We start from the raw sequence: 23,655 nt of genomic DNA on the forward strand, positions 1-23,655 counted from the left end.
CGTCGCTCACATGCGGAAGTGTTCACCCAAGTACACGCGGCGCACCGACTCGTCCGCGATGATGTCGTCAGGGCGGCCGGAGGCAAGCACCGCGCCCTGGTTGATGATGTAGGCGCGGTCGCAGATGCCAAGCGTCTCGCGCACGTTGTGGTCGGTGATCAGGACACCGATCTGGCGCTCCTTCAGGAAGCGCACGATGCGCTGGATCTCGATCACGGCGATCGGGTCGACGCCGGCGAACGGTTCGTCGAGCAGCACGAAGCGCGGATTGGTCGCCAGCGCGCGCGCGATCTCCACGCGGCGGCGTTCGCCTCCCGACAGCGACAGCGCCGGATTCTCGCGCAGCTTCTCGATCTGCAGGTCGGCCAGCAGGGTGTCGAGGCGCTCGTTGATCTGGTCTTTCGACAGCGGCTTGCCGTTGTCCTTCTGCAGCTCGAGCACGGCGCGGATGTTCTCTTCGACCGTCAGCTTGCGGAATACCGAGGCCTCCTGCGGCAGGTAGGACAGGCCCAATACGGCGCGGCGGTGGATCGGCAGGCTGGTGATGTCGGTGCCGTTGATGTCGATCGAGCCGGCGTCCGACGGCACCAGGCCGACGATCATGTAGAACGAGGTCGTCTTGCCGGCGCCGTTCGGGCCCAGCAAGCCGACCACTTCACCGCATTCGACCTGCAGCGACACGTCGCGCACCACCAGGCGCTTGCCATAGCTTTTCTGCAGGCCCTTGACGACCAGGGTGCTGCAATCGCCCAGCTCCATCGGGATTGCCGTCATTGCGCTCCTCCGGCTGGGGTGCGCTTGGGCGAGAGGATCAGGGTGCCGCGACCGCCGCCAACCTTGCTCTGGCCGCTGACGTCGTTGCGCACGGTGGCCACTTCCTTGCGGCTGTCATACGAGATGAAAGGGCCGGTGACCTGGTTGCTCAGTTGATCGTTTTCCAGTTCCTTGATCAGGGCATTCGAGTACAGGCGCACCAGCTCGGCGCGCTCGTCGTACTCGATGCGCTCGGCCTGGCCCTCGACCCACAGGTTGGGACCGCCGTCGCGCTTCTGGCGGAACGTGGTGAGCTTGCCGTTGTTGGCGGTGAGCGTTACCGTCATATAGCCTTCGGGCGTTTCCCTGACCACGGCGCGGTCGGCCTTGAGCAACAGCGTACCGCGGGTAAGGATCACGTTACCAGTAAGGGTACGCACGCCGTTGACCCCGTCGAGATCGGCGGAATCGTATTCGACCTGCGCGGGCTTGAGCGAGTCGGCACGTTCGGCGGCTGCCGTCAGCGACAGCAGGGAAAGGAGTACGGCGGCAAATAATTTTTTCATGATAGGGAATGCTGGTCCTGGGTTATCACACGGTGCAGGGCTTACTGGCGCGGGCGTGGCGGATAGATTATCTGGCCTCGGCTGGACATGTGCACTTGCTGGGTGGCGTTGTTGGCGACCATGCCGGTGCCTTTCACGCTCGATGCCCCAAGCTGCAGGTCAACCGGGAGGTCGGTCTTGACGATCTCTTCGTCGGGTAGCACGGTCAGCGCCTGGCTACGCAAGTGCAAGGACTCGCTCTGCGCGGTCTTCGGGCGCTGCAGGTCGACGTCGCCCATCAGTTCGACCCGGTGCTCTTCGTGGAACACCTGGGCGTTCCTGGCGACCACCGTCATTGGCGGGCGGCCCGGCTCGACGCCGCGCAGCAGCGGCTGGTCGACATGCGAGACGTCGCCGCGCGGGATGTGGGCCAGGTGCTTGCCCGACAATACATAGCTCGGCTGGCCATTCTCGGTCATGCGCACGAACGAGAAATTCTCGACGATGTAGTCCGGTTCGTCCGGCGGCCCGCCCAGCTGGGCGTCGATGTCGGAGGCCTGCATCAGTTGCAGCAGCCAGAAGCTGCCGAAGGCGAAGAAGACGCCGATCACGATCATCGCCAGGAGATTCCAGCGATGCGCGGTACGCTTGTTTTGGACGATGGTGGCCATGGTGCGTGACCTCAGGCGAAGTACGGCGCGAGCGCCTGGTCATAGGTGCCCTGGGCGCGCATCACGAGATCGCACACCTCGCGCACCGCGCCGCGGCCGCCGCCATTCTTGGTGACGTAGTGCGCGCGGTGCTGCACCTCTGGATGGCCGGACGGCACCGCGACGGCGAAGCCGACGCGCGCGAACAGCGGCAGGTCGATCACGTCGTCGCCGATGTAGCCGCACTGCTCGGCGGTGAAGCCGGTGGCCTCGAGCAGCTTGGCGAAGCCGATGCGCTTGTCGTGGATGCCCTGGTGGACGTGCGAGATGCCCAGATCGGCCGCGCGCTTGACGACGATCGGCGACAGGCGCGCGCTGATGATCGCGGTCTGCACGCCGGTCTTGTTCAACAGCTGGATGCCCAGGCCGTCGAGCACGTTGAAGGTCTTGGTGACTTCGCCGTCGGGACCATAGGTCAGGCTGCCGTCGGTCAGCACGCCGTCGACGTCGAAGATCATGACCTTGATGCGGGCCGCGCGTTCCATATGGGCCAGCGGGGTAATGGCGGGAATGAATTCACTCATCAAATCACCTTGGCGCGGGTCAGGTCGTGGATGTGCAGCGCGCCGACCAGGCGGTCGTCTTCATCGACCACCAGCATCTGGTTGATGCGGAATTCTTCCATCACGGCGACGGCGTCGACCGCCAGCTGCTCGGGGCGCACGCGGCGCGGGTTGGCGTGCATCACGTCGCGGATCTGGATGTCCGAGAAGTCGTGCATGCGCTCGATCACGCGGCGCAAGTCGCCGTCGGTGAACACGCCGACCGGACGGCCTTCGGCGTCGACGATGGCGGTCATGCCGAGGCCCTTGCGGGTGACTTCGAGCAGCGCTTCGACCAGCGAAGTTTCGGGGCGCACGCTCGGCACCGCGTCGCCGCTGCGCATCACGTCGCGCACATGGGTCAGGAGGCGCCGGCCCAGCGCGCCGCCCGGATGCGACAGCGCGAAGTCTTGTTCACGGAAGCCGCGCGCGTCGAGCAGCGCCACGGCCAGCGCATCGCCCATGGCGAGGGTGACGGTGGTGCTGGTGGTCGGCGCCAGGTTGAGCGGGCAGGCTTCCTTGTCCACCGCGATGTTCAGGTGCACGTCGGCCAGCTTGGCCAGGCGCGAGGCTGGTTTACCGGTCATGGCGATCACGCGTGCGCCAAGACGCTTGACGGCCGGCAGGATGTCCAGGATCTCTGACGATTCGCCCGAATTGGAAATCGCGATCAAGACGTCATTTTTGGTGACCATGCCCAGGTCGCCGTGCGCGGCTTCGCCCGGGTGCATGAAGAAGGCCGGGGTGCCGGTGGACGCCAGGGTGGCGGCGATCTTGCGGCCGATGTGGCCCGACTTGCCCATCCCGGACACGACCACGCGGCCGTCGCAGGCCATGATCAGCTGCGCGGCGCTCACGAAACTGTCGTCGTCGCCCAGGCGCGCCTGCAGCGCGCGGATGGCGTCCGCTTCGATCGACAGCGTTTCGCGGCCCAGGTCCAGGACGCGCCGGGCCAGGGTTTCGTCAAAACTTTTCGGCATTATTTTTTCATCGGTTACACTCATTTTGGCAGTATAAACGAATTGGGAAAGCAAAAAACTTGCCAGTCGTAACAAACGATAACAAGCGACCGCCGCACCACACCTGGCTAGTGCCATAAGATCAACACTTTTGCTGTTTATCCCAGCTTCGCACCAATGCATTCCGGCCTCGAACTCACCCTCCTCCTTCTGGGCTGCGCCGTCCTGGGCGTGGTCGTCTTCCGTAGCCTGCAACTGCCGCCGATGCTCGGCTACCTCGCCGTCGGCGTCCTGATCGGCCCCCATGCCCTGGCCCTGGCCGAAGACAGTCCCACCACCCATGCGCTGGGCGAGTTCGGGGTGGTGTTCCTGATGTTCTCGATCGGCCTGGAGTTCTCGCTCGGGCAGCTGCGCTCGATGCGGCGCATCGTGTTCGGGCTGGGCCTGGCCCAGGTGGTGTCGACGATCGCGGCCGCCATGGGGATCGGACTGCTGGCAGCCTGGCTCCTGCCCGGCATTGCCCTCGGCTGGCAGGCCGCCTTCGCGCTGGGCGGCGCGCTGGCGATGTCCTCGACCGCCATCGTCGTCAAGCTGCTCACCGAGCGGCTCGAACTCGAAAGCGAGCATGGGCGGCGCACCGTCGGCATTTTGCTGTTCCAGGACCTGGCGGTGGTGCCGCTCTTGATCATGATTCCGGCGCTGGCGCGCGATCCGGAAGACCTGGCGATCACGCTCGGGGTGGAAGCGGTCAAGGCGGCGCTGGTGCTGGCCCTGCTGCTGTTCTTCGGCCAGAAGCTGATGGGACGCTGGTTCACGATCGTCGCCAAGCGCCGCTCGCAAGAGCTGTTCATGCTCAACCTGTTGCTGGTGACGCTGGGCGCGGCCTGGATCACCGAGCAGGCAGGCCTGTCGCTGGCCCTCGGCGCCTTCGTGGCCGGCATGCTGATCTCCGAGACACCTTACAAGTACCAGGTGGAAGAAGACATCAAGCCGTTCCGCGACGTGCTGCTCGGGCTGTTCTTCATCACGATCGGCATGCTGCTCGACCTGCGGATGGTGATCGAACACTGGTGGCTGGTGCTGCTCCTGCTTGCGCTGGTGGTGCTGCTAAAATTCGGCTTGATCGCCCTGCTCGCCCGCGCCTTCGGGGCGCCATCCGGCACGGCACTGCGCACCGGCCTGGCGCTGGCCCAGGCGGGCGAGTTCAGCTTCGTGCTGCTCAATCACGCCTCCAGCTCGAAGCTGGTGGATTCCTACGTGATGCAGCTGGTGCTGGCCTCGATGGTGCTGTCGATGCTCGTCGCGCCCTTCCTCATCGCCAGTATGGACCGTATCGTGCTGAAGTTGGCGGCCAACGAATGGATGACGCAGTCGCTGCAGCTGACCCAGCTGGCGACGCGCGCCATGAAGACGCAAGACCACGTGATCATCGCCGGCTTCGGGCGCAACGGCCAGAGCCTGGCGGCCCTGCTGAAAGAAGAATCGCTGCCGTGGCATGCGCTCGACCTCGATCCGGAGCGGGTACAAGAGGCGCAGTCGGCCGGCGCCGCGGTCTCGTATGGCGACGCGGCGCGGCGCGAGAGCCTGGTCGCGGCCGGCATCGGCCGCGCCAAGGCGCTGGTGATCACCTTCGCCGACACACACCACGCGCTAAAGGTGCTGCACTTGGTGCACGAGCTGGCGCCGGCGCTGCCGGTGATCGTGCGCAGCTACGACGATCGCGATACCGAGGTGCTCAAGGCGGCCGGCGCCACCGAGGTGGTGCCCGAGGCGCTGGAGAGCAGCCTGATGCTGGCCTCGCACGCACTGGTGACGCTGGGCGTGCCGCTCAGGCGCGTGGTGCACCGGGTGCAGGCGGCGCGCGACGACCGGTATGCCAGCCTGCGCGGCTACTTCCACGGGGCCGGCGACAGCGGCGCCAGTCTCGAGCCGGGGCAGGTGCGGCTGCATTCGGTGCGGCTGCATGCGCAGGCCGGTGCGGTCGGCAAGAGCGTGGCGCAGCTGCGGCTGGCTGATGTGGCGGCCGAGGTGACGGCATTGCGGCGCGGCGGCGAAGATGTCGAGCCGGGGCCAGAGGTGGTGCTGGCGGCGGGCGATGTGGTGGTGGTGCGCGGGGATGGAGAGGCGGTCAGCCGGGCCGAGGACAGGTTGTTGTGATCCTGGCAGGCGGTCGTGTGGGAAATCACGCGGCTCGAGCACGTCGTTCCCGCGCAGGCGGGAACCCAAGTTCTGCAAATGCCGTCGAGACGCCAGCAAACTTGGGTCCCCGCCTTCGCGGGGACGACTGGGTTTAGCTTAACGTGTACGATTACGCGAAGGTGACGACCTTGTTGCGGCCACCGGCCTTAGCCTGGTACAGCGCCGCGTCGGCCGATGCTACAAGTTCCTGCGCGACTCCTTCGATCGCGTTGTCGCGAGCGAAATCCGATAGCGCTGCGACCCCGATCGACACCGTCACGTCGACCCGCTCGCCGCCGCCCAGGCTCACCGGCTCGGCGGCTACGCTGGCGCGGATGCGCTGGGCGACCATGCTCGCGCTTTCGAGGTCGGCGTCGATCAGCAGCACCACGAATTCTTCACCGCCGAAGCGGCCCAGCGCATCGGACATGCGCAGCTCGGCCTTGATGCGGCCGCAGACCTCGCGCAGCACGTCGTCGCCGCCCTGGTGGCCGACGGTGTCATTGACGCGCTTGAAGTGGTCGATGTCGATGTACATGCAGGAGAGGCGATAGCCCTGGCGCCGCGCGCGCGCGATTTCTTCGAGCAGGCGGCGGTCCATGTAGCGGCGGTTGTAGACGCCGGTGAGCGAATCGGTGAGGCCGATGTATTTCAGCATTTCGTTGCTGATCACGTTTTCGAGGCAGATCGCGATGATCGAGCCCATGTGCTCGACGAAGTCGGTGCCCAGGTTCGGCGTGAAGCGGGCCGGGTCGGCGCTGCCCAGGTTCAGGCTGCCGATCAGGCGCGTATTGCGCAGCAGCGGCACCAGGGCCACGCTCTGCAGGCCGGCGGGCGGATGCGGGAACACGGCGCAGTGCTGCGACGGCGCATACGGGCCCAGGATCGGACGCGGACGGCGCTCGGGCGACATGTCGAAGCCGAGTTCGACCGCATGCTCGCAGAACATCAGGTTGGGGAACTGCTCGAAATCGACGCCCAGGCGGTGCATGACGGTATAGATGTCGGCATCCGGGTCGACCAGCGACAGGGTGACGGTGTCCAGTTCCGAGATCACCGGCAGCGTGCGGAAGATCGTGCCGACCAGCTCAGGAAAGCTGCCGGCGCCCACGATCTGCAGGTCGAAGGCCTGGTGGCGGCACATGATTTCGTGGTTGCGCTCGGCCTGCTCGAGCAGGTACGCCATGCGCGCGCGCAAGGTCTCGTTTTCCGCCATTAGTTCTCGCGTCGACGCGCTCGGCTCATGCATGGAGCATTCCTTTCAGCAATAACCGTAACATTACGCCATCCACTCTTGCTTGGATATGAAAAACCGCCTGTCGGCATCGCGGAAGATGCGGGAATAGGCGATTTTGCGACACTGTTGCGGTGCCGCCGGCTTCGACCTGCCGTCGTACTTACCGTTGCACTTACCGTCGTACTTAGAAAGCAAGCTCGGCGTTTAGTTCCTGGCCCACGCGCAAAATGCGGCCGATGCCGTCCTCGACGATGACGTTCATGCCCAGCGTGACGGCGCCGTCCATACGGGCGTTGGCGCGGTAGGTTTGCAGGATGTCGAGCGGGTCGGGGCCGGGGATGCCGGTGGCTTGGTCGACCGACGGAATCGGGCAGCGGGCGCAGGGTTTGACCGGGCGCAGTTTGATTTCATCAAAGGAGAACTCGGCCACGAAGTCTTCTTCGAAGGCGTCGATGCCGTCCACAACCATATTGGGACGGAAGCGGTTCATGGGCAGCGCGGCGCGGCCGGCTTGCGTCAACTTGCCGTTCAGGTCATCGAGCGAGGACTGGCCGATCAAGAGGATCGGGTAGCCGTCCGAGAAACGGGCCGCGGCGGGCAAGCCGCCAGTCCATGGGCTGATCTTGGGTCGCACGACGTCGGGGCGGAAGCGCACCAAGCGGCATGGGGCGCCAACAGCGTTGGCGAACCAGGCGGAGGCATCGTCGCCGCAGTCGGCGGCCAGGACGTGGTCGTCCCAGATGAGCACTTCGATCGCCGGCGCGTCGAGGTCGTGCGCCAGCGGCAGGCGGATCGGAGACAGGCCGGGCGCCTCGACCACCAGTGCATCGCCTTCGACGCGCGGCGCGATGGTCGCCATACGCGGGTATTCGCGCTGGGTCAGGAACAGGCCCTCTCTCGTCACCACCATCCATTCGCGGTCGTGCACGCCGTTTGCCGACAGGCCGTCGAGGGCGAGCGTGGCTTCAGGCACGGACAGGCCGGTACAGGATTTGATCGGATAAAGGAGGAGTTCAGTGACGGTGGCCATGCTGTGATCGGGATGGTAAGAAGCCAACAGTATGGCAGCATTCGGCGCCGCTGGCACGATCCCGAAGGGCGGATTCGATGGAATCCGCCCTGCCCCTGCTAGCCCTCGACCGTCTCGCGGCTGCGCTCCACCAGATACGTCGCCAGCAGGCCGGACGGCAGCGCCGTGCGGCTGGCATCGAACACCTTGCGGTTGCCGATGACGATGAAGCTGTCCCTGGCGCGCGATACCGCGACGTTGAGCATGTTGGGCTTCTGGTCGAAGAAGGCGGCGCCATTGAAACCCTCGCCATAGGTCGGCGAGAACAGCACGATGGCGCGTTCGGCGCCCTGCAGCGCATGCACGGTGCCGACGGTCAGGCGGCTGTCCTTGCGCAGCAGGTCCGGCATCTCCCGGCGCAAGCGCCGTTCGATGGCGCCTGCCTGCGCCGCGAACGGGGTCACGATGCCCACCAGTTGCCAGATCGGCGTCGGCCGGCCTTCGGCATCGGCATAGTGGCGCTCGATGTCGGCGCGGTGGGACTTGAGCCAGTCGACGACGGCGGCCGCTTCAACCTCGTTGTAGCGGCTGCCGCCGCGCCGCGCATCTCTGCCGCCCACGTGGATCAGTTCGAATGGCGGCAGGATCCGCGCTTCCGGCGGCAGCGACGCACGTTTCGGTTCGAGGCGGCCCGCGTAGATCAGCCGATTGCAGTAATCGATCAGCTCCGGCACAGAGCGGCGGTGTTCGGTCAGCATCAGGCCGCGGATGTCCTCGTACTGCTGGACCGCGCAGCTGCGGTTGGCGACGCGCATCAGGCTACCGCTGGCCGACGCATAACCGCCCTGCTCCAGGCGGTCGTAGGCGGGGTCGTGGAAGGCCGGCGCCAGGCCGAACTTGACGGCGTTGGCGCGGTCGGTCGCTTCGCCGCTGTTCCAGACCGGCTCGATCTGGAAGGTGTCGCCGACCACCATCGCGCGCCGCGCCAGGGCGAACATCGGCGCGCCGATATCGGGCGAAACCTGCCCCGCTTCGTCCACCACCAGCAGGTCGATCGTGTTCCAGAACGGCATGTCCTCGCCTTCCCAGGCGGTGAAGAACGACGGCGCCATGTGGAAGTTCGACACCAGGCAGGGAGAGAGCTTGGCGAAGCGGCGGTACTTCGCTTCGAGCTTGCTGCGCCCCTTCGTATCCTTGATGCCGCTCCTGATCCGGTGCCGCACTTCCAGGATCCACTGGCCCGACCAGTACCAGTCGGCGACGGCGAACATGCGCGCGCGCACCTTCTTGTCCAAGTGCTCGTTCAGGTTGGCCAGGCTGGCGTCGAGCAGCTCGGGATCGTCGCCGGCCACGTCGCGCCAGGCCGCGAAGGCGGTGGTGATGCGGGCGCGCTCCGTCTCGGCCCGCGCCATCTCCTGCTTGACCTCGTCCCCCTGGCGTGCGAGCTCCCCTTTCAAGGCGAGCAGCTCGGCCGCGGTATCGTTCTTGTGCTGCAGCGCTTCCTTCTTGAGCGTATGGAAATGCCCTGGCACGCCGTCGGCGCGGTGCTGGAGGTCGGCGGTCAGCGGATGCGCCATCAGCACCTGGCGGTCGCGCGCCATGCGGCGCCGGCGTACGGCCGGCACGAAACTGAAGAGATCGAGCCAGATCGAGGCGTCGGCCAGATAGGCCGCCCATGCCTTCTCGGCCTGCATGATCTCGTCGCGGCGCGCCTCGTAGGCGCGCAAGGCGGCGTCGGCGGCCTGTTCGCTCTCGTCCAGGCGCGCGCGCAGCTGCGCCAGCTGTTCACGGCAACGCGTGAGTTCCTCGTTCAAGGTCGCCAGCAAGGCACGGTACGAGGCGACGGCGCCGTCGTCGACATCCTGGCCGAGCGCATGGAACAGGGTATGGCGCGCCGCCACCAGCGTGTCGAGATGGGCGGCCAGCGCTTTCAGTTGAGCGTGCAGGTCGTGGACCACGGTGCCGACGCCATCGCCGCGCCGCCTGAAATGCATCGCCGCGCAGTCGAGGTAATGCCGCTCCGCGCCCGCCAGCATCTCCGGCGTCTCGAACTCCTCGAAGGGGTGGCTCTTGCCGGTGCAGACCGGATGCTCGGTCTGGCGCGATTCGGACGCCAGGAACAGCCCGAAGCCGCGCCCGTAAGAGTGCCAGCGCCGATGTCCGGTCTCGGCCGAGATCTTCGCGAAGCTGTCGAGCACGTTCTCGACCGCCTTCACATTGGTAGAGGCGACCACGATCAGCGGGCAATCGCCGCCGGCCAGGGCGGCATCGACCCAGAGCTGGGCCACCACGCTGTGCAGCAAGGTGGTCTTGCCGGTGCCGGGCGGACCGTTCACCGCCAGGATCTGCCCCTCGCCCAGGCGCTGCAATTCGACCATCGCCGTGCGCTGGGACGGCGACAAGTGGTGAAGCGGATGCATGTGGCCGACCGTCTGGCCGTCATACGGCGCGGTCTGCTGCAGCGGCAGCGGTGCGCGCGCCGGCCGGTCGGCGACGGTGCGCAAGGTGTCGAGCAGCGGCGTGGGCGGCCCCTCGGCGATGATGCGGTCGTACAGCTTCAGGATGTGCCGCGCGACGATCGGCGGCTCATAGGGCATGCCGTGCCAGCCCGACACCAGGCGGTGCTCGTCCAGCGCGAAATCCGGCAGCCGCTGGCCTGGCTCGGCCGGCGCCATTGCGGAAAGCCCGGGCAGCCCGGCGCCCGTCACGGCTTCGAACAGGCGCGCCGCCACGTGGAAGGTGTCGCCCATGCCGCTGGCTTGTTCCGGCAGCGCGCCGATGAATGCATCGACACTGGCCAGCGCGCCGACCGACGTGCGCTGCAGGGTCGGCTCCAGCAGCTCGCGCGGAATCCACGGCATGCGCTCGGGGTCGGGCGACAACACGCCCTGGCGGTCGAGCAGGCAGGGGATGCACAGCACCGAGGCGCCTTTGTGCAACTCGGCGCCGTCCTGCTTGGCGCCATGGCTCGCTTCCAGCGCCAGGCGGGCCGGGATCAGCACGAAGGGGATGCGGCCGGCACGTTCCAGCTTGCTGGCACTGAACTGCGCCTCGATCCAGCTTGCCAGGTCGGGCGCGGCTTGCGCGACCCGCCACGCGCCGTCGTTTTCCGCGAGCACGATCGGTTTGTTGTCGGGCGCCACCTCGGGATGCAGCAGGCTGACTTCGGCCAGCGCGGCGCGCCAGTACGGCAAGGGCAGCAAGCGGTTCTGGACTGTATCGTTCATGTTTTCCTGTAGCTCAACCGTATCCAGACGGCATGCCTTATTGTTTTTGTATAAGCCAAAAAGCAACAAGCCCTTCGGAAGGAAGGGCTTGCGTTGGGGTGGGCGCAGTGCGCGCCCGGTGGATCAGACGTTGAACAGGACTACACCCCGTAACACTTTGATTTTTCTTGAAATTTTTTTGAGCTCTTATAAAACGTACTCAGATTTGTACTCATCTGCTGACGCGCTGAGTAGGCTGAGTACGTTGTCCCAACGCTGAATATGATTTTGCTGCGCAGTCTATACGACTTTCAGTTCATTGCCAAGTTGCTGACACCTTCTTCAGGCTATGGTTCGCTAACGGGAATATCTGTAGTAGCGGCAGGACGCATAAAACCGCCGAGGTGAACTACCCCATATTGAAGTGGAAGCCCTTACGATCAAATTTATTGTTATGCGCTTGGAGTGAGCTTCTCCAAGCGCGCAAATGCCCGATTCCGCTGGAGATTAACTGAGTAGCGAGCTTAATGCTTCTGTAAGCACCCCTTGCACATGGTCCTCTTCACAGAGCGCGACGGCGTCGATTTCAGCTCCCCTGGAAACACTGTAGAGATCATCAGTGAGTTGCAACACGCCGCAGGAAACTAGCGTGCGCAAGAACGACTCGTAACTAAGCTCGGAGGCTAAATGTGTATGGAGCTTTATTCGATTCAGGCTTGCAGCATGGAATCCAAGCCCTTGCCGCATCGCTTTAAAAATTTGCTTCAAGTCCGATTTGACCCTAGCGGCCGTATCTTTACGCTTTTCTCCTCCGATTGCAAGAAGTCGCTTCATGGACTCGTCAAGCTCGCATTCCTTAAACAAGGCTGCCGACACGTTTTCAATCTTGTATCGACTGGCGCAATTTGAAAAATCACATCTTAAAAACTGGGTTTTAAAATCAAATATTCCTTTAAAGAAATTTGAATAATTTCTGAAAACGCTGTCCATGACGACCAACCCGGAAAAATCCACTGCAGGGAAATCGCCGAGCACATAAAGTTTCTTGATAACTGTTGACGAGTCAAACTTTACCAAAATTTCGGCCCGCTCTTTAGGTGAAAGAGCGCGGTAAAAGTCAAATGCGAATAAATAAAGCTCATAAATAGCTCTATCTCTTCTGAAGCTAGGCGCTGACAATTTCAACTTCACAAGCAGTTGCTTAAGCGTCTCCTCAACCTTCGCTCGACCGATTTCAGACGAGGTAAAACGTTGACAAAGTCGCTCTCGCAGACCGAACGATTCGTTTTTGATGTCGCCGAAAATAGATTCTATTGACCGCACATGACCATCAACTATTTGACCTTCATTAATGAATATTTCTGCTGCCCGATTTAGCAAAATCTGCGCTACGTATTCCTGATGGCATACGCTAATTATGCCGGACTGCTCTTCAATTAAGAAAAATTTCAAATAAGGATCGCGGCGTGCATCAGTTCGCCGGGCAAACGAGTCGTCTATACACGTTTCGATGTAGTTCTCAAAACTTGCTTCATCAATACGATTGTGGTGGGTAACGACAATCTCGTTGAGTAAATCATAATAATCATCAATAGATATAGAAAGAGTTTGCTTCTCAATTTCACGCTGAAGACATCTTGCAAGAACGTAGTCGAACGGATCAGTGAGCTTTAACTTTCGAGTATCAATAGGATTAAGTGAATCAGGGCCATTAACAATGTACTGCCGAGCAACATGCAACAGATACGGGTTTACAAAGCCCCTGTCATTCCTAATTTTCGGGAATAAACTTTTCAAGCGAGCTTTGGTTTCAGGCTTATCCTGAGCTAGAAAAGTATCGATATCTGGCTCCAGGAAGCCTTTGAGATAAATAATGTCTGCATTGGGCAAATCAGACAATCTACCAGCATTCGCATCACGCGACGTAACTAAAACTCGACAGGAATGCAAAGATTCATTCAGTTCGGATATGGAATTCGCAAACGACTCCATATCGAATTTTTCTGCAAGTGCGGACTCGATCTCGTCGATGCCGTCGATCATGACAACCAACGACCCACTGCTCAATGCGAGTTTGAATCCCTGCTGAGTAATGCTTTGGATCTGGCTGCCCGATCCACGGGTATACTCCTTATATAGGTCAGCAATACTCTTAACAGAATCGCCACTGAAATTCTTCATAATGTCACTCTTGGTAATTAGCAACACTCTTTTAGAGAACTCTTGATTGGCGTTAATTAAATTCACTAAGCTGCGACAAAACGTAGTCTTCCCAACGCCGCCTTGGCCTAAGATGACAGCAATAGGTTTGAGGTTTATTCGGTTGCCATCAGACTCGGATAAAAAATTCTCGGCATAGATGCGGCCGCTTGCAAGTTTAGCATCGCCCCTGTATACGACTTGGTCAACATAGTTCCCTGGAGAATTCACTGGAAGTGAAAAAGTCCTCTTTGCTACGATTCTGTTAAAGATAAAATCGCCCAATCTTAATACAGATGGTTTTTTGCATCCAGCTTCCTGAAGTATTGAAGTATATGCTGAGTGATTAGCCGACGTCATGTTGGCACCAGATGCGATGCATACTTCAATACGCGAAGGACAATGTGAAAATCGCCTTAAGATGGTTCTCAAGGTTTCTGGAATGCTGTGAGCCTTTGAAATATAAACAATTACCCATTCATCCTCTACTTCTGGATGATAGTGCACAATTGCATTGGTGCGATTATTATCAATGGCTTCTACTTTGATTGGCGTTCCATTAAATATTTCGCGTGATATATACTCGAATTCGGCGCCGGAATGAAAATCGACCTCGTACGGCACGTCGAAATAGCTTTCGATATCGTCGGCTTTCCCCAGAAAAGAAACAAAGAAATCTACGCTCGCCGCTGCGGCTGAATTTTGAAATTCGTCACCCTTATTGACGCCATCATCAGACGAGGCCTTTATTACTAGCCATGGAATTCTCTTATTATCACAGGCCACCCCCAAAGCATAAGATTCCATATCCCCGCACTTCGCATCAGGAATCGCGCGAAGAATTTGCCTCTTCAAAACAGGGCTATTAACAACTTTGTCGCCACTAGCATAAATAGCGCCAACCACATCATAAGCAAAGGTATTTCGAGCCGCAAACGACAACAGTTGAGAATAAAGGCCTGGATCGGCTTTCGTAGTTCGGATGCGGAACTGCTTGGACCCGGGATTTACCTTCTGCAATTCGTAGTCTGCCGAATATTGACATATCGCGACGTCACCAATCTTCACGTCGTCTTTAAGGCCAAAACAAATTCCTAACTCAACTACAAATGTCGGCGATACATATTCCAAGACTTCAGGCAGCCGATGTGCTACCGAATCCCCTCCGCGCGATCCCATTTCCGAAAACTTGCATACAGTTACAGGCCTCCCGCCTAAAAAACCGTGCTCCAGCACCACGGATCTAAAAACCTCCCTAGTACCCTCATGAAACTCAACCTTCACCGCCGCATACTCAGTCTCTGTTATGCAAAGGATTAGTGGCTTTCGACCCAGATTCGGCTTCATATTTCCTGTTTTGAATTTGTTAAATGGATGGTGAAGGTGCGGCACTTGCTGATGCGATTCGAGTCTAATCTACTAGGGCGGTCGCAATCGCTAAGTTTATTAAACTAAAAAGTTGATTTAGTAATTCAAAGGTGTCGCTAACTCTCTATGTAGATAGGCTATATAATGACTATCTAGTGTATTGGCGTTGTCTACGAATGAAACGCTGCACCGAAAGTCTGATTATGGCCAAATTGCCCCCAGCGTAGCATAGCAGGTTGCCGGCCTGCAAAATTCACAGAGTGTCACGAACCGCGACAACCAGCGAAAAAGAGTATGAATGATAAAAGATGAGCGGCCGCTTCCTGTAAGCGCCCATTTTTCCCGAACAAGGAAAGTCCTCCTAAAGCCTTCCCATATACGTCTTTTAGCTGCTCGCACTCTCTCCTGATGGAGGAAGGCTGGCAACATGCCTCATGATTTCATCTACTTGTTTGTCACATAGCCCTGCATTAAGGAGCAAACTGCGTACCTCGTCACTAGATTTTCCGCCATACATAAGCACGTGCGCGAGATTGCGCCAATCGAATTTGGAGAAATCGAACTTGACGGAGTTTTCGTTATCAATCCACTGCGATTTTTTCCAGTTGACCAAATGTGCATATTCAGGTTTCACAAAAACGTGCGATTTGTGACTGCCTTGATTTTCCAACAGACGAATTCGCTGGGACATGTGGCGAGTGGTCTCCAAAATCTCGCTCAAGATGTCCTTCTCTTCACGAGGGGTCACAACCGTCACTGGCGGAGCATCGGCCAAGATTTGCTTGAACTCAGCTTCGAACTGCGGCCAGTAGGTGTCAAAGACCCGTTGAAGGACTACTACGTCAAGACGATTTGTTTCAAGACCGTTGTTGAGCGTGTTCACCAAGCTCCACATGCTCTCGCGAGTCGGGAACGTGTGGTTAAACTGTCCAAGCGGCGGCTGCAGGTCAGCGGGTTCCAAATCGACTAGGAAGGTGCAGACACGGTTGGAAGCTAGCCCTTTCGTCAGCGCACCCGCCTCGAACAAAATCCAAGGCGCGTTCTTATTCTCCTGGGTCAAGCAGACGATACCGATAGTTGTATCTTTTAACTCGTTGTTGATCTCCGAGAACCACATAGCCCCACGTTCGATACCTTTAGACGAGATCCACGGCTGCGCAGCCTGAATCACACACTTGATCCAACCATGTAGCAGCTCTGCGGTCAGCTTGCTGCGCTGACCAGACCAACTCATGAATACCTTCATCGAACATCCCTTAGTTTTGCATGTTCGACAAGTCTACAATAAGTTAATCGTGTTGCGGTGATCTGAAGTCTATGTCCAAACAGAACTCCTAGCTTCGAGTTCCGCCCGCATTATGTTCGCCGGTCGTCAGTTCACGAAGCCAATCCCGCGACGTGCAGTGTTATTGGTCATTGATAGGTCCGAGACAAGGACATGGTCCCGCTCTTCCCGTGCTGCGCGCCCAAGCGCCCGGCGCAAAACCAACCCCAAGCTGCGGGGAGGAAGATCCCTCAACTTCGCAACTACCTGCTCTTCCAGCCTGGGCGCAAAGGCTGAGCCCCAGCTGTTTTCGGCCCGCATCCGGCCATAGATCGACTGCGCAATGTATGCAACCTGCTCGGGCGTGGGAGCCTGCACATTCAGCACAGTCATTCGAGACAAGAGCGGTACAGGGATACCATCGGTGCTGTTGGCAGTGGCGATCCAGTTCACATGGCTGGCGTCGATGGCGAAGTCGCGGATCGATAGGTCTATGAAGTCGCGGGCGCACCGCGGCTCCAACAGGGTATAGAGCGCGGCCAGCGGGTCGTACTGACGCTGCTGGTCGGTCTTGTCGAGTTCATCCAGTACCACCACGGGGTTAGCCTGTGGCTGATAGGCCAGCAGTTCAAACACCACACCCGACTCGGAGTTGGACCAGTAAGATTCCGATCCGGCCAAAGGTGCGCTCGACTGCGTACTGGCCATGTCGATCACACGGAACGGGAGACTGAGGCGCCCTGCCAACCAACGCGCAGCTTCGGTCTTGCCGATACCTGCCGGGCCGACAAGCAGGATGGGCGACCAAGCGACGCGGCCGTCACCCATGGCATGCAGCGCGAAATGGTCGTGCAGTACCTCGGCCAATTCCGCGAAGTTGGGGAAGTCGCGCTGGAAGTCCTCGATCAGCTTAGCCCAGTCATCGGGTAGCTCACCTAGTCGGCGATGCTCATGGCCGGCTGCGCGGATGCGCTCGGCGATGTACTGTGCCCGCTTGGCCTTCTCCCCCGGTTTGGCGCGGTGGCGCTCCACAAAGCTGTGCAGGCTAGCCGCCTCAAGAAAGGCAATCTGCGGCGTCGCCCTGGATTCCGGCCGGGATAGCTGCTCCGGCATGGATGTGGGCGGCGTCATGTCGGGCAAAGCCTGCAAGAGGGCATGCACGGCGCGGTCGGCGGAGGAATCGAGCGGCTCGTCACGAATGGACTTCTCGGGCTTGGCGGTTGGAGTCAGCAAGCCCTGCGCGACTGCGAGCTTCTGGTTGCGCTTGAGGTCCTCCGTGTACAAGCCAATGGTGGCCTCGTGCCGTTTGCAACGCACGCCTTGACTCACATTGGCATCGCCGCCAATCACCGGGGCAGAACACACCGGGCAGTGCTGCTGTGCCGCGTGACGGGCAGCTTCAATCAAATCCAGCAGCGCTCGGTCGCGGTTGATGCTCGCGCCCACCAATTCCACCCGCAGGCTGAGCTTGTCCCGCTGCGTGGTGGCGCAAAAGAGCGGCAAGTGTCGGTAGTCGGCCTGCTTCATCAGCAACTCACATTGCTCTACGAAGTGCTCCAGCACGGCCAAGTGACCCGGGGCAGGCTCCACTACTTGCCGAGCCAGCCAGGGATGCCGAGCTTTCAGGGTAGTCAAAGCTTCTTGGTAAGCGGCGCGGCTCTGGGGGCGATGGCGGGCAGTGCGTGTCATGGCATTCTTCCTTCTTAACTATAATTTACTATAACAATAAAAAAGGCGTTCATCCAGTCTCGTCAGCAAGGCGGTGAATTGTTATAGTGATTTATTGTGATCGCCGAGAAAGCTCCCATGCCTGCTTTAACCAATGAGCAACTCCCCTTACTGGCGGGCGCTCTGCTGCGCCTGCGCGGGTTGACGCTGGCCGCCGTCTTCGAGACCACGGGCATCCGCCCAGCCAACCTGTCTGCTTGGTTGAAGGGCAAACCTCAAGTGATCTCGACGAGCCGGGTGGCAGCCCTGATGTACCACCTTGGGTTGCAAAGCGGCCAACTTCGCGCAGACATCGTGCATACGTGGGCAAACCAAGGCGAGTGGGCGCACCTGCGCACGGTGTTCACGCTCCTGCAAGATCCCGTGACCCCACGCTGCATGTTCTTGAACGAGCACCGAGGGATGAGCCAGACCATGTTTTTACTGTGGGGCCATGCCTGGGTCCGCCTTTCCATCACCCCAGCGCCGATGGCCTCAGACGATCTGACCGCATTGGTCCGGCCCGACCGGGTGATACTTCTCCCGGTTATGCTGGAGGGTATTCCAACCCAAGCGGTAGATGAGACCCGTTCTGCGTTGCTCAGTCTGGCCGAACAGGGTGGGCAGGAGATTCCCTGTAGTGAGTTGGCTCACGGCTTCATGCAGCGCCTGCGAGACCCTGGCGACAAAGGGGATGTGGCCACGGCTACGGATGCCATCGGCTGGACACTACTGGAAGGAACCCTGCGCAGAGCCATGCAGGCGGGGATGAGTCCGGCTGAATTGGCGGTGCGCATCGATAAGTTTTTGCTCTGATCTGCACCCGGCACATGGCCGCAACGGGGTTTCAGCTAGACGTCTGGGCTGGACGCAGTCCGATGCCGCGTTGTCCCCACCTGCCGCTGCCCCCGAATCCTGGCGGTTTCGCGATCAGCGGCCACATTCTTTGAGCTTCAAGAATGCAGCTCAAAGAATGTGCTGGATGTGGTGGGGACAATTGGGCTAAAGCGTCACGTCCAGTGTGAGTGTGTGAAAGTGGTGTCATCCTAGTGCGAAGAACGCTGCCGATCCTGTGTGAGCCCAGGGGAGACAATGTGCGAATACGGTAACAACACGATGTTCGGAACTGTGCCAACAGTGTGGTGACACCCCATCGCAATTGTGTGGAAAATAGATGCGTTCTTTACGTCGGACGAGCTCGGCACCTGCGGTCAGCCGATTCGTCGCTCCTTCAGTGCCCATCTGTCGGCGCACGGCTGCCTTGCGAATGTAGTTTCAGCCAAGCTTCCACATCCTTGGTGCTCGGCGAATCCAGAATAGTCAAGGAGATCCCGAGCGTACTCGCAACTTCGGCACCGTGGGCATCTTCCTCTTTACTGAAACTCTCGAGCTCGGCTTCACTCCAACTCATGTCCTGCCTTGCCCTCAAGCGATCCAGCACTACTAGCAACGGACTGCGGATCAATAGAACCGCCGAACACTTCAGCGAGCGAAATACGTCTATTGACAGCCGTTCATGATCGCCAGGCGCCCGACGAAGCACAAAATGGCCATCTAGGACGAGCGTCGCGCCGCTGTCCCGAATCCGCTCTGCCGCCTTCACTAGTGCGAGCTGATTCATGTCTACGTCCGAAACTACCTTGGATGCATTCCATGAGCCTTGACCTCGCTCCTCTCGGATAAGTTGGCTAGCAGTCGCATGCACCAGCCCGAGCTTCTGGCAGGCAGCCTTAGTGGCAAAGGTCTTTCCGGCCCCGTGAATTCCTGCGACGAAGAGGGTCATTCGAACTCCTCGACGAGACCAAACTGCTTGCCAATGCACCTAAGCTCTGTCGCGCTTAGGTAGCGATATGACTGGGGTGGGCGAAAACCCTTGAATAATGACTTCGGCGAAATGGGCGTGGATGGAAGCGACACTGAGCCAAGCAACACCCCGTAAGCCTGGTTCTTGCCGCTGAAGTATTCCATCAGTTCCTTTCGTTCGATTCCTGGACCGCGCGAGCGGCATTTTGTCCACACCGTTGAGGGTGAAGCTAGAACAGTGCCTTCTATTTCAACAATCCCGATGAGGCGTTGGACCGGTGAACTTGAATAGATGACAGCTAGGCCAACCGGCACTGCAGCCCATGACCGGCGAAACTCCACTGTTTTAGTCCCTGCGATGATCTGGTCGGCAAACCTGGGCTTGACCGAAAGCAGAATCGCCCTAGGCCCCTGCGGCTGTAAGCACTCTTGAAAACGCGACATCGGAAATCTTTGTAATGGATTGAATGCTGCCCACGACCACGTCGTCCTTCAGAAGGCGCTGGAGAGTGACCGGAGCGGGAAAGTGTTTGATGAGCCTGAAGAGGATAACCTTTGTCGGCCGAGCAGCCATGTCTTCGATCTCTTTAATGCTATAGACTGTGCGCCGGCTGACCAGGGCGGCGATGCTAGCGGCATCGCTTAGCTCGGCAAACTGGTCCACGACACCGAGCGACGTGACCGCCTGCTCGTCCCCTGACCTATAGAACAGCAGTATGTCGCCCGAACGAATCTGCTTCGACGCTGCATGACAGAGGTAGGCTAGTTTGATCGCATTGCCCACGCTCCCGCGCGTTGCAAAAAGAAGCGGCTGAAGCGCGTGGTAGTCGGGAAAAAGAATCTGGTGGAAGGCTTGCTGGATGGGCACAAGAAACTTCTGTACGTGATGGCCAGCTTGATAGTGGGGGTAAAACCGCTGGACGTATTCGAGTGCGGAAATTCCCTCTGCCTCCGGCGCATTGACTGGGTGGTGCTTCACATAGACCCGATCTGAACCATAGGAGCCAACTTCATCGAAGCCAAAGTCCACGAGCAGATTCACCAGGTAAGCGTGCCTTTCGGCATCTGCATGAATGAAGATATGTTCGCAGACATTCTCGGTTGCGTACCGAAATGCGGCCTTCAGGAAGAGCTCACCAATTTTCTGGCCACGGACACTTTGGCCTACTTTGAACGTGCAGAGCTTTAATGCCTTGCCCTCCAGCCGTTGTTCTTTGTCGGTGATGATTTCGTCGGTCTGAACGTCATATATGCAGAGCGCTCCCAGCGCATCAGCCTCGCCCCTGTAGACCCATGCTTTCCTGTTCTCTCTGGCTTTCTGGCGGAACCAGTCGTCGAACGGGGGATAGCCATCGCGCAAGCTATCGAAGAATGTGCTTGAAAGCTCTGGCGTCAGGCTGTATAGCGGCACATCGTCGATGTTTGGTAAGGTAACATCGAGCGGCTGATGCAGACGCCGGAGCCAGTCCTCTGCCGTCTGGATGTTGTACGTGCGATGGCCAAGACCACGACTTCGGGCCTTCGTCAACAAGCCCTTGTCTTCAGTGACGAGCGCGTGAGCCGCGTCGCATTCAAGCGCATATAGGATCTCGTTGTCGCATGCGTCGTTTGGACTTGTGGCTGGCGTGTTCCAAGGGCACCTGGCAGGTTGTTCGAGCGCCGGATATCGACGTATGTGCTCCAAATTTCTAGTGCGCCGGCCAGGGTCCGAATCTCTTTCAAAATCTTCGATACTGGCCGGGTGGTAGACCAGCCTATGACCACCGACAAGCGCTAGCCGATGAAAGCTGGCTAGGGAGTCACCTAAGACGGCGTACGAGTCCTGAAGCGGAATCAGAACATTTGTATCAAGTAGAAGCGTGAGTTGCTTCGGCACCGGCTTTCCTCCCTATGGCCACGAAGACGTTCGGCTCTTTGGTGTGACACTGTAGTGTAATTAGATGCGAAGCCTCGTTAAAGCGGCTTGTCTAGCTATCCACCATTACACCCGTTTCAACGGTAGTTCGGCCTTCAGGTCTTCGTCCAATCGCTCATATTGCACAAACAGTTTTTCAAGCAACTCTTGCTGCACATTGCCCTTGAAGCCACCCCATGCCACGAACAGGCTTTGGTCGGCATTGAACTTGGTCACGCGCCTGGAAGCTTGTCGAATGGTTCGCATCCAGTTGGCGAGTCCAGGTTTGTGACAACCATGCCCTGGTCGATCAAATGATCGACTTGATCGGCGCAGCTTTTCTAGGGCTTGGGGTAACTCACTTGGCCGATTCTAAAAAGAAGATCGTCGTCCATTACAGAATTTCATGCAATAGCACTCGAGCTGCACTTGGATTTGATGAAATCAAACATTGGCTTAAATAGTGCGAAGCAGGCTGCATCAAGGGTTGGCACGACTTCTTTGGCGAACTTGACCTTGTACTTGTCACCTTTGAATTTTACAAGACTGCTCTTTTCATCAACGCGAAACCAGTCATTTAACCCAGCGACACCCCAGAAAATATGTTCTACGCAAAAGTGTGGTTTCGGCCTGATCTTCTCGGTTGGATTGCTTTCATCCCAAACCTGCTTTTTCAAATCGTTATGTGGAACCGGGAGTAGGAAGGTATGTGCATTCTTCCCTTCAAGTTTTCGACACAACCCAAGACTGATGTCGGTTACCTGAAACTCGCCTCCCAAATCACGCCAATCGTTATAGGCGTCATCAAAATCAAACAAGGCAAAAAACTGTTTCTCGGGATAGGTGGCGAACACTTCTTGACGCGCAAGCAGTGTCCGAATAAATCCACGGTCAAAAGCATCCTGAACCAAAATTGAAATATCTTCACCTGGATACAATTTTCGATAAGCGGTATTCAGGATACTGACATCGGAAGGCCCTTCAACAAAAAGAATGGGCCTCAATGATGAACGAATGACGTTGTCGATAACGAGTTTACTCTCGTCTTCCGAGTATTGAATAAAACTGTCCGATAGCTCGTGGATGACTTCCTTCTTGGATCGTTTGAAGCAGGAAACAACTGAATTTTCGATTTTAAATAGACTAACCTGCTGATCTCCCAGACTGCACAATGTTGCCGCGCTATGACTGCTCATCAGAACATGATTGTTTTTGGCGGTAGTATTAGTAATCTCAAAAACTTGCTTAAGGAAGTCGAACTGCCACTCTGGATGGAGAAAGGAGTCAGGTTCGTCGAGCAGAGTGATGCAGTTGCGGCCCTTGAACAGCTCGACAATGGAGTAGATATACACCGATTGGAACTGGCCATCGCTGAAGTGAGCGACGGTGGCATTCACACCGCCGGTCAATAGCAGAGGGATAGTGATCTCGGCCAGCATTCCCAGCGTCTTCAAATTGTCGAACTGGCGAAACAGCTCCTGAGGACTGAGGTCGGCAAATTCTTGCCGGATTTTGACGATATCGAAATAGAGGATGTAACGGTCATCGGAAGAGAAATAGCCCTCGGAGCGCACCGGGCTGACGGTGGCGGTGCTGATGCAGCGATGAAGTCGGTCAAGAAAAGTCTTAGTGATCCCCTCGGGCTTCCAGTAGCGATCGGTTTCATCGTTCAATTCGATGTCAAAACGACTATCAGCAGCATAAACGGGGCGTTTAAGCACCGCCCGACCTTCTGATGCCACACTTTCGATGCCGAGCTTCTGGCAGATGAACTGGCGCGCCTTGCAGGTCTCGGGCTGCATTAACAGCACAGCCACCAACAGCTCTTTATATTCCGGACCGATACCCATGAAATAGCGCGACTCATCAAAATCCGCACGCTTGATGCGTTTGCGAAATGACCCTTCATATTGCTTGATCAAGCCAGCCACAGTTTCGTTGTGACCGGAGTAGTAGATCAACACATTGTCTGGTAGCGGCGTTTTTCCGATGGATTTCCGTATTTTCCCACCAATGGTAAGCGTGCCGGAGTTCCAGCTTATTTCGGTGGTCTTTCCGTTAATCTCAAAGCCAATACGGTAATCGAAATCGCAGAATACCTTATCGCGGTCGAATTCGACGAGATGCCTGAAGATCTCAATGAGCGCCTCAAACAAGTTGGATTTTCCGCTGCCATTCTTGCCTACAAAGACATCGATAAAGCTGCCGCTGTCAAAACTTAGGGAAAAGTCCCGAAGATTTTTGTACTGACCGATATAGAGTGACGCTAGACGCATAGTAT

Annotated in this window: 18 protein-coding genes; 2 read left to right on the forward strand and 16 right to left on the reverse strand. The window is 58.5% G+C overall.

What is annotated here, in order from left to right; translation table 11 throughout:
• Positions 1-6: 6 nt before the first annotated feature.
• Genes lptB through SOM28_RS23450 form a run of 5 tightly spaced genes read right to left on the reverse strand, consistent with a single transcriptional unit; the run spans position 7 to position 3,554 of the window.
• Positions 7-759 (reverse strand): LPS export ABC transporter ATP-binding protein, encoded by a 753-nt coding sequence (lptB, locus tag SOM28_RS23430; protein WP_123068959.1) that lies wholly within the window; start codon positions 757-759, stop codon positions 7-9.
• Between the two features lie 11 nt (positions 760-770).
• A complete protein-coding gene (gene lptA, locus SOM28_RS23435; protein WP_123068960.1) occupies positions 771-1,319 on the reverse strand; it encodes a lipopolysaccharide transport periplasmic protein LptA in 549 nt (182 codons plus the stop codon).
• A 41-nt stretch (positions 1,320-1,360) separates the two neighbouring features.
• Positions 1,361-1,969: an LPS export ABC transporter periplasmic protein LptC gene (gene lptC, locus SOM28_RS23440; RefSeq protein WP_320469608.1), complete on the reverse strand. Its 609-nt coding sequence runs from the start codon at positions 1,967-1,969 to the stop codon at positions 1,361-1,363.
• Positions 1,970-1,980: 11 nt separating this feature from the next.
• On the reverse strand, positions 1,981-2,532 hold the full coding sequence (locus SOM28_RS23445) for a KdsC family phosphatase (protein ID WP_229493990.1): 552 nt from the start codon (positions 2,530-2,532) through the stop codon (positions 1,981-1,983).
• Complete coding sequence (locus SOM28_RS23450) at positions 2,532-3,554, reverse strand: KpsF/GutQ family sugar-phosphate isomerase (protein ID WP_320469609.1); 1,023 nt, start codon at positions 3,552-3,554, stop codon at positions 2,532-2,534. The genes SOM28_RS23445 and SOM28_RS23450 overlap by 1 nt, the downstream gene beginning before the upstream one ends.
• 132 nt (positions 3,555-3,686) lie before the next feature.
• Here SOM28_RS23450 and SOM28_RS23455 point away from each other — a divergent pair, with 132 nt between their 5' ends.
• Positions 3,687-5,666, forward strand: coding sequence for a monovalent cation:proton antiporter family protein (locus tag SOM28_RS23455; protein WP_320469610.1), 1,980 nt, complete (start codon positions 3,687-3,689; stop codon positions 5,664-5,666).
• Between the two features lie 151 nt (positions 5,667-5,817).
• On the opposite strand, the gene SOM28_RS23460 is transcribed toward SOM28_RS23455, so the two are convergent.
• The 6 genes from SOM28_RS23460 to SOM28_RS23485 form a co-directional block, all read right to left on the reverse strand.
• A complete protein-coding gene (locus tag SOM28_RS23460; protein ID WP_320469611.1) occupies positions 5,818-6,936 on the reverse strand; it encodes a GGDEF domain-containing protein in 1,119 nt (372 codons plus the stop codon).
• Between the two features lie 172 nt (positions 6,937-7,108).
• On the reverse strand, positions 7,109-7,954 hold the full coding sequence (locus SOM28_RS23465) for an MOSC domain-containing protein (protein ID WP_123068965.1): 846 nt from the start codon (positions 7,952-7,954) through the stop codon (positions 7,109-7,111).
• Between the two features lie 98 nt (positions 7,955-8,052).
• On the reverse strand, positions 8,053-11,160 hold the full coding sequence (locus SOM28_RS23470) for a DEAD/DEAH box helicase (RefSeq protein ID WP_320469612.1): 3,108 nt from the start codon (positions 11,158-11,160) through the stop codon (positions 8,053-8,055).
• 486 nt (positions 11,161-11,646) lie between these two features.
• A complete protein-coding gene (locus SOM28_RS23475) occupies positions 11,647-14,685 on the reverse strand; it encodes a phosphorylase family protein (RefSeq protein WP_320469613.1) in 3,039 nt (1,012 codons plus the stop codon).
• Positions 14,686-15,091: 406 nt separating this feature from the next.
• Positions 15,092-15,952: a hypothetical protein gene (locus tag SOM28_RS23480; protein WP_320469614.1), complete on the reverse strand. Its 861-nt coding sequence runs from the start codon at positions 15,950-15,952 to the stop codon at positions 15,092-15,094.
• A gap of 126 nt (positions 15,953-16,078) precedes the next feature.
• The gene (locus SOM28_RS23485; RefSeq protein WP_320469615.1) at positions 16,079-17,659 is read right to left on the reverse strand and encodes an AAA family ATPase; all 1,581 of its coding nucleotides are present in this window, start codon (positions 17,657-17,659) and stop codon (positions 16,079-16,081) included.
• A gap of 117 nt (positions 17,660-17,776) precedes the next feature.
• Here SOM28_RS23485 and SOM28_RS23490 point away from each other — a divergent pair, with 117 nt between their 5' ends.
• Complete coding sequence (locus tag SOM28_RS23490; RefSeq protein ID WP_320469616.1) at positions 17,777-18,493, forward strand: helix-turn-helix domain-containing protein; 717 nt, start codon at positions 17,777-17,779, stop codon at positions 18,491-18,493.
• A gap of 415 nt (positions 18,494-18,908) precedes the next feature.
• Here SOM28_RS23490 and SOM28_RS23495 read toward each other — a convergent pair whose 3' ends face one another.
• From SOM28_RS23495 to SOM28_RS23510, 5 genes are all read right to left on the reverse strand, one after another.
• Complete coding sequence (locus SOM28_RS23495) at positions 18,909-19,460, reverse strand: ATP-binding protein (RefSeq protein WP_320469617.1); 552 nt, start codon at positions 19,458-19,460, stop codon at positions 18,909-18,911.
• A complete protein-coding gene (locus tag SOM28_RS26340) occupies positions 19,457-19,924 on the reverse strand; it encodes an ASCH domain-containing protein (protein WP_414675205.1) in 468 nt (155 codons plus the stop codon). The genes SOM28_RS23495 and SOM28_RS26340 overlap by 4 nt, the downstream gene beginning before the upstream one ends.
• Complete coding sequence (locus tag SOM28_RS23500; protein WP_320469618.1) at positions 19,884-21,356, reverse strand: GNAT family N-acetyltransferase; 1,473 nt, start codon at positions 21,354-21,356, stop codon at positions 19,884-19,886. Before SOM28_RS23500 ends, SOM28_RS26340 begins: the two co-directional genes overlap by 41 nt.
• Before the next feature lie 105 nt (positions 21,357-21,461).
• Entirely contained in the window at positions 21,462-21,611 is a 150-nt protein-coding gene (locus SOM28_RS23505) for a hypothetical protein (protein ID WP_320469619.1), read from the reverse strand.
• Between the two features lie 167 nt (positions 21,612-21,778).
• Entirely contained in the window at positions 21,779-23,650 is a 1,872-nt protein-coding gene (locus SOM28_RS23510; RefSeq protein ID WP_320469620.1) for an ATP-dependent nuclease, read from the reverse strand.
• Positions 23,651-23,655 lie beyond the last annotated feature (5 nt).

Source organism: Massilia sp. CFBP9026 (genome assembly GCF_034045165.1).
GTDB lineage: Bacteria > Pseudomonadota > Gammaproteobacteria > Burkholderiales > Burkholderiaceae_D > Telluria > Telluria arenae.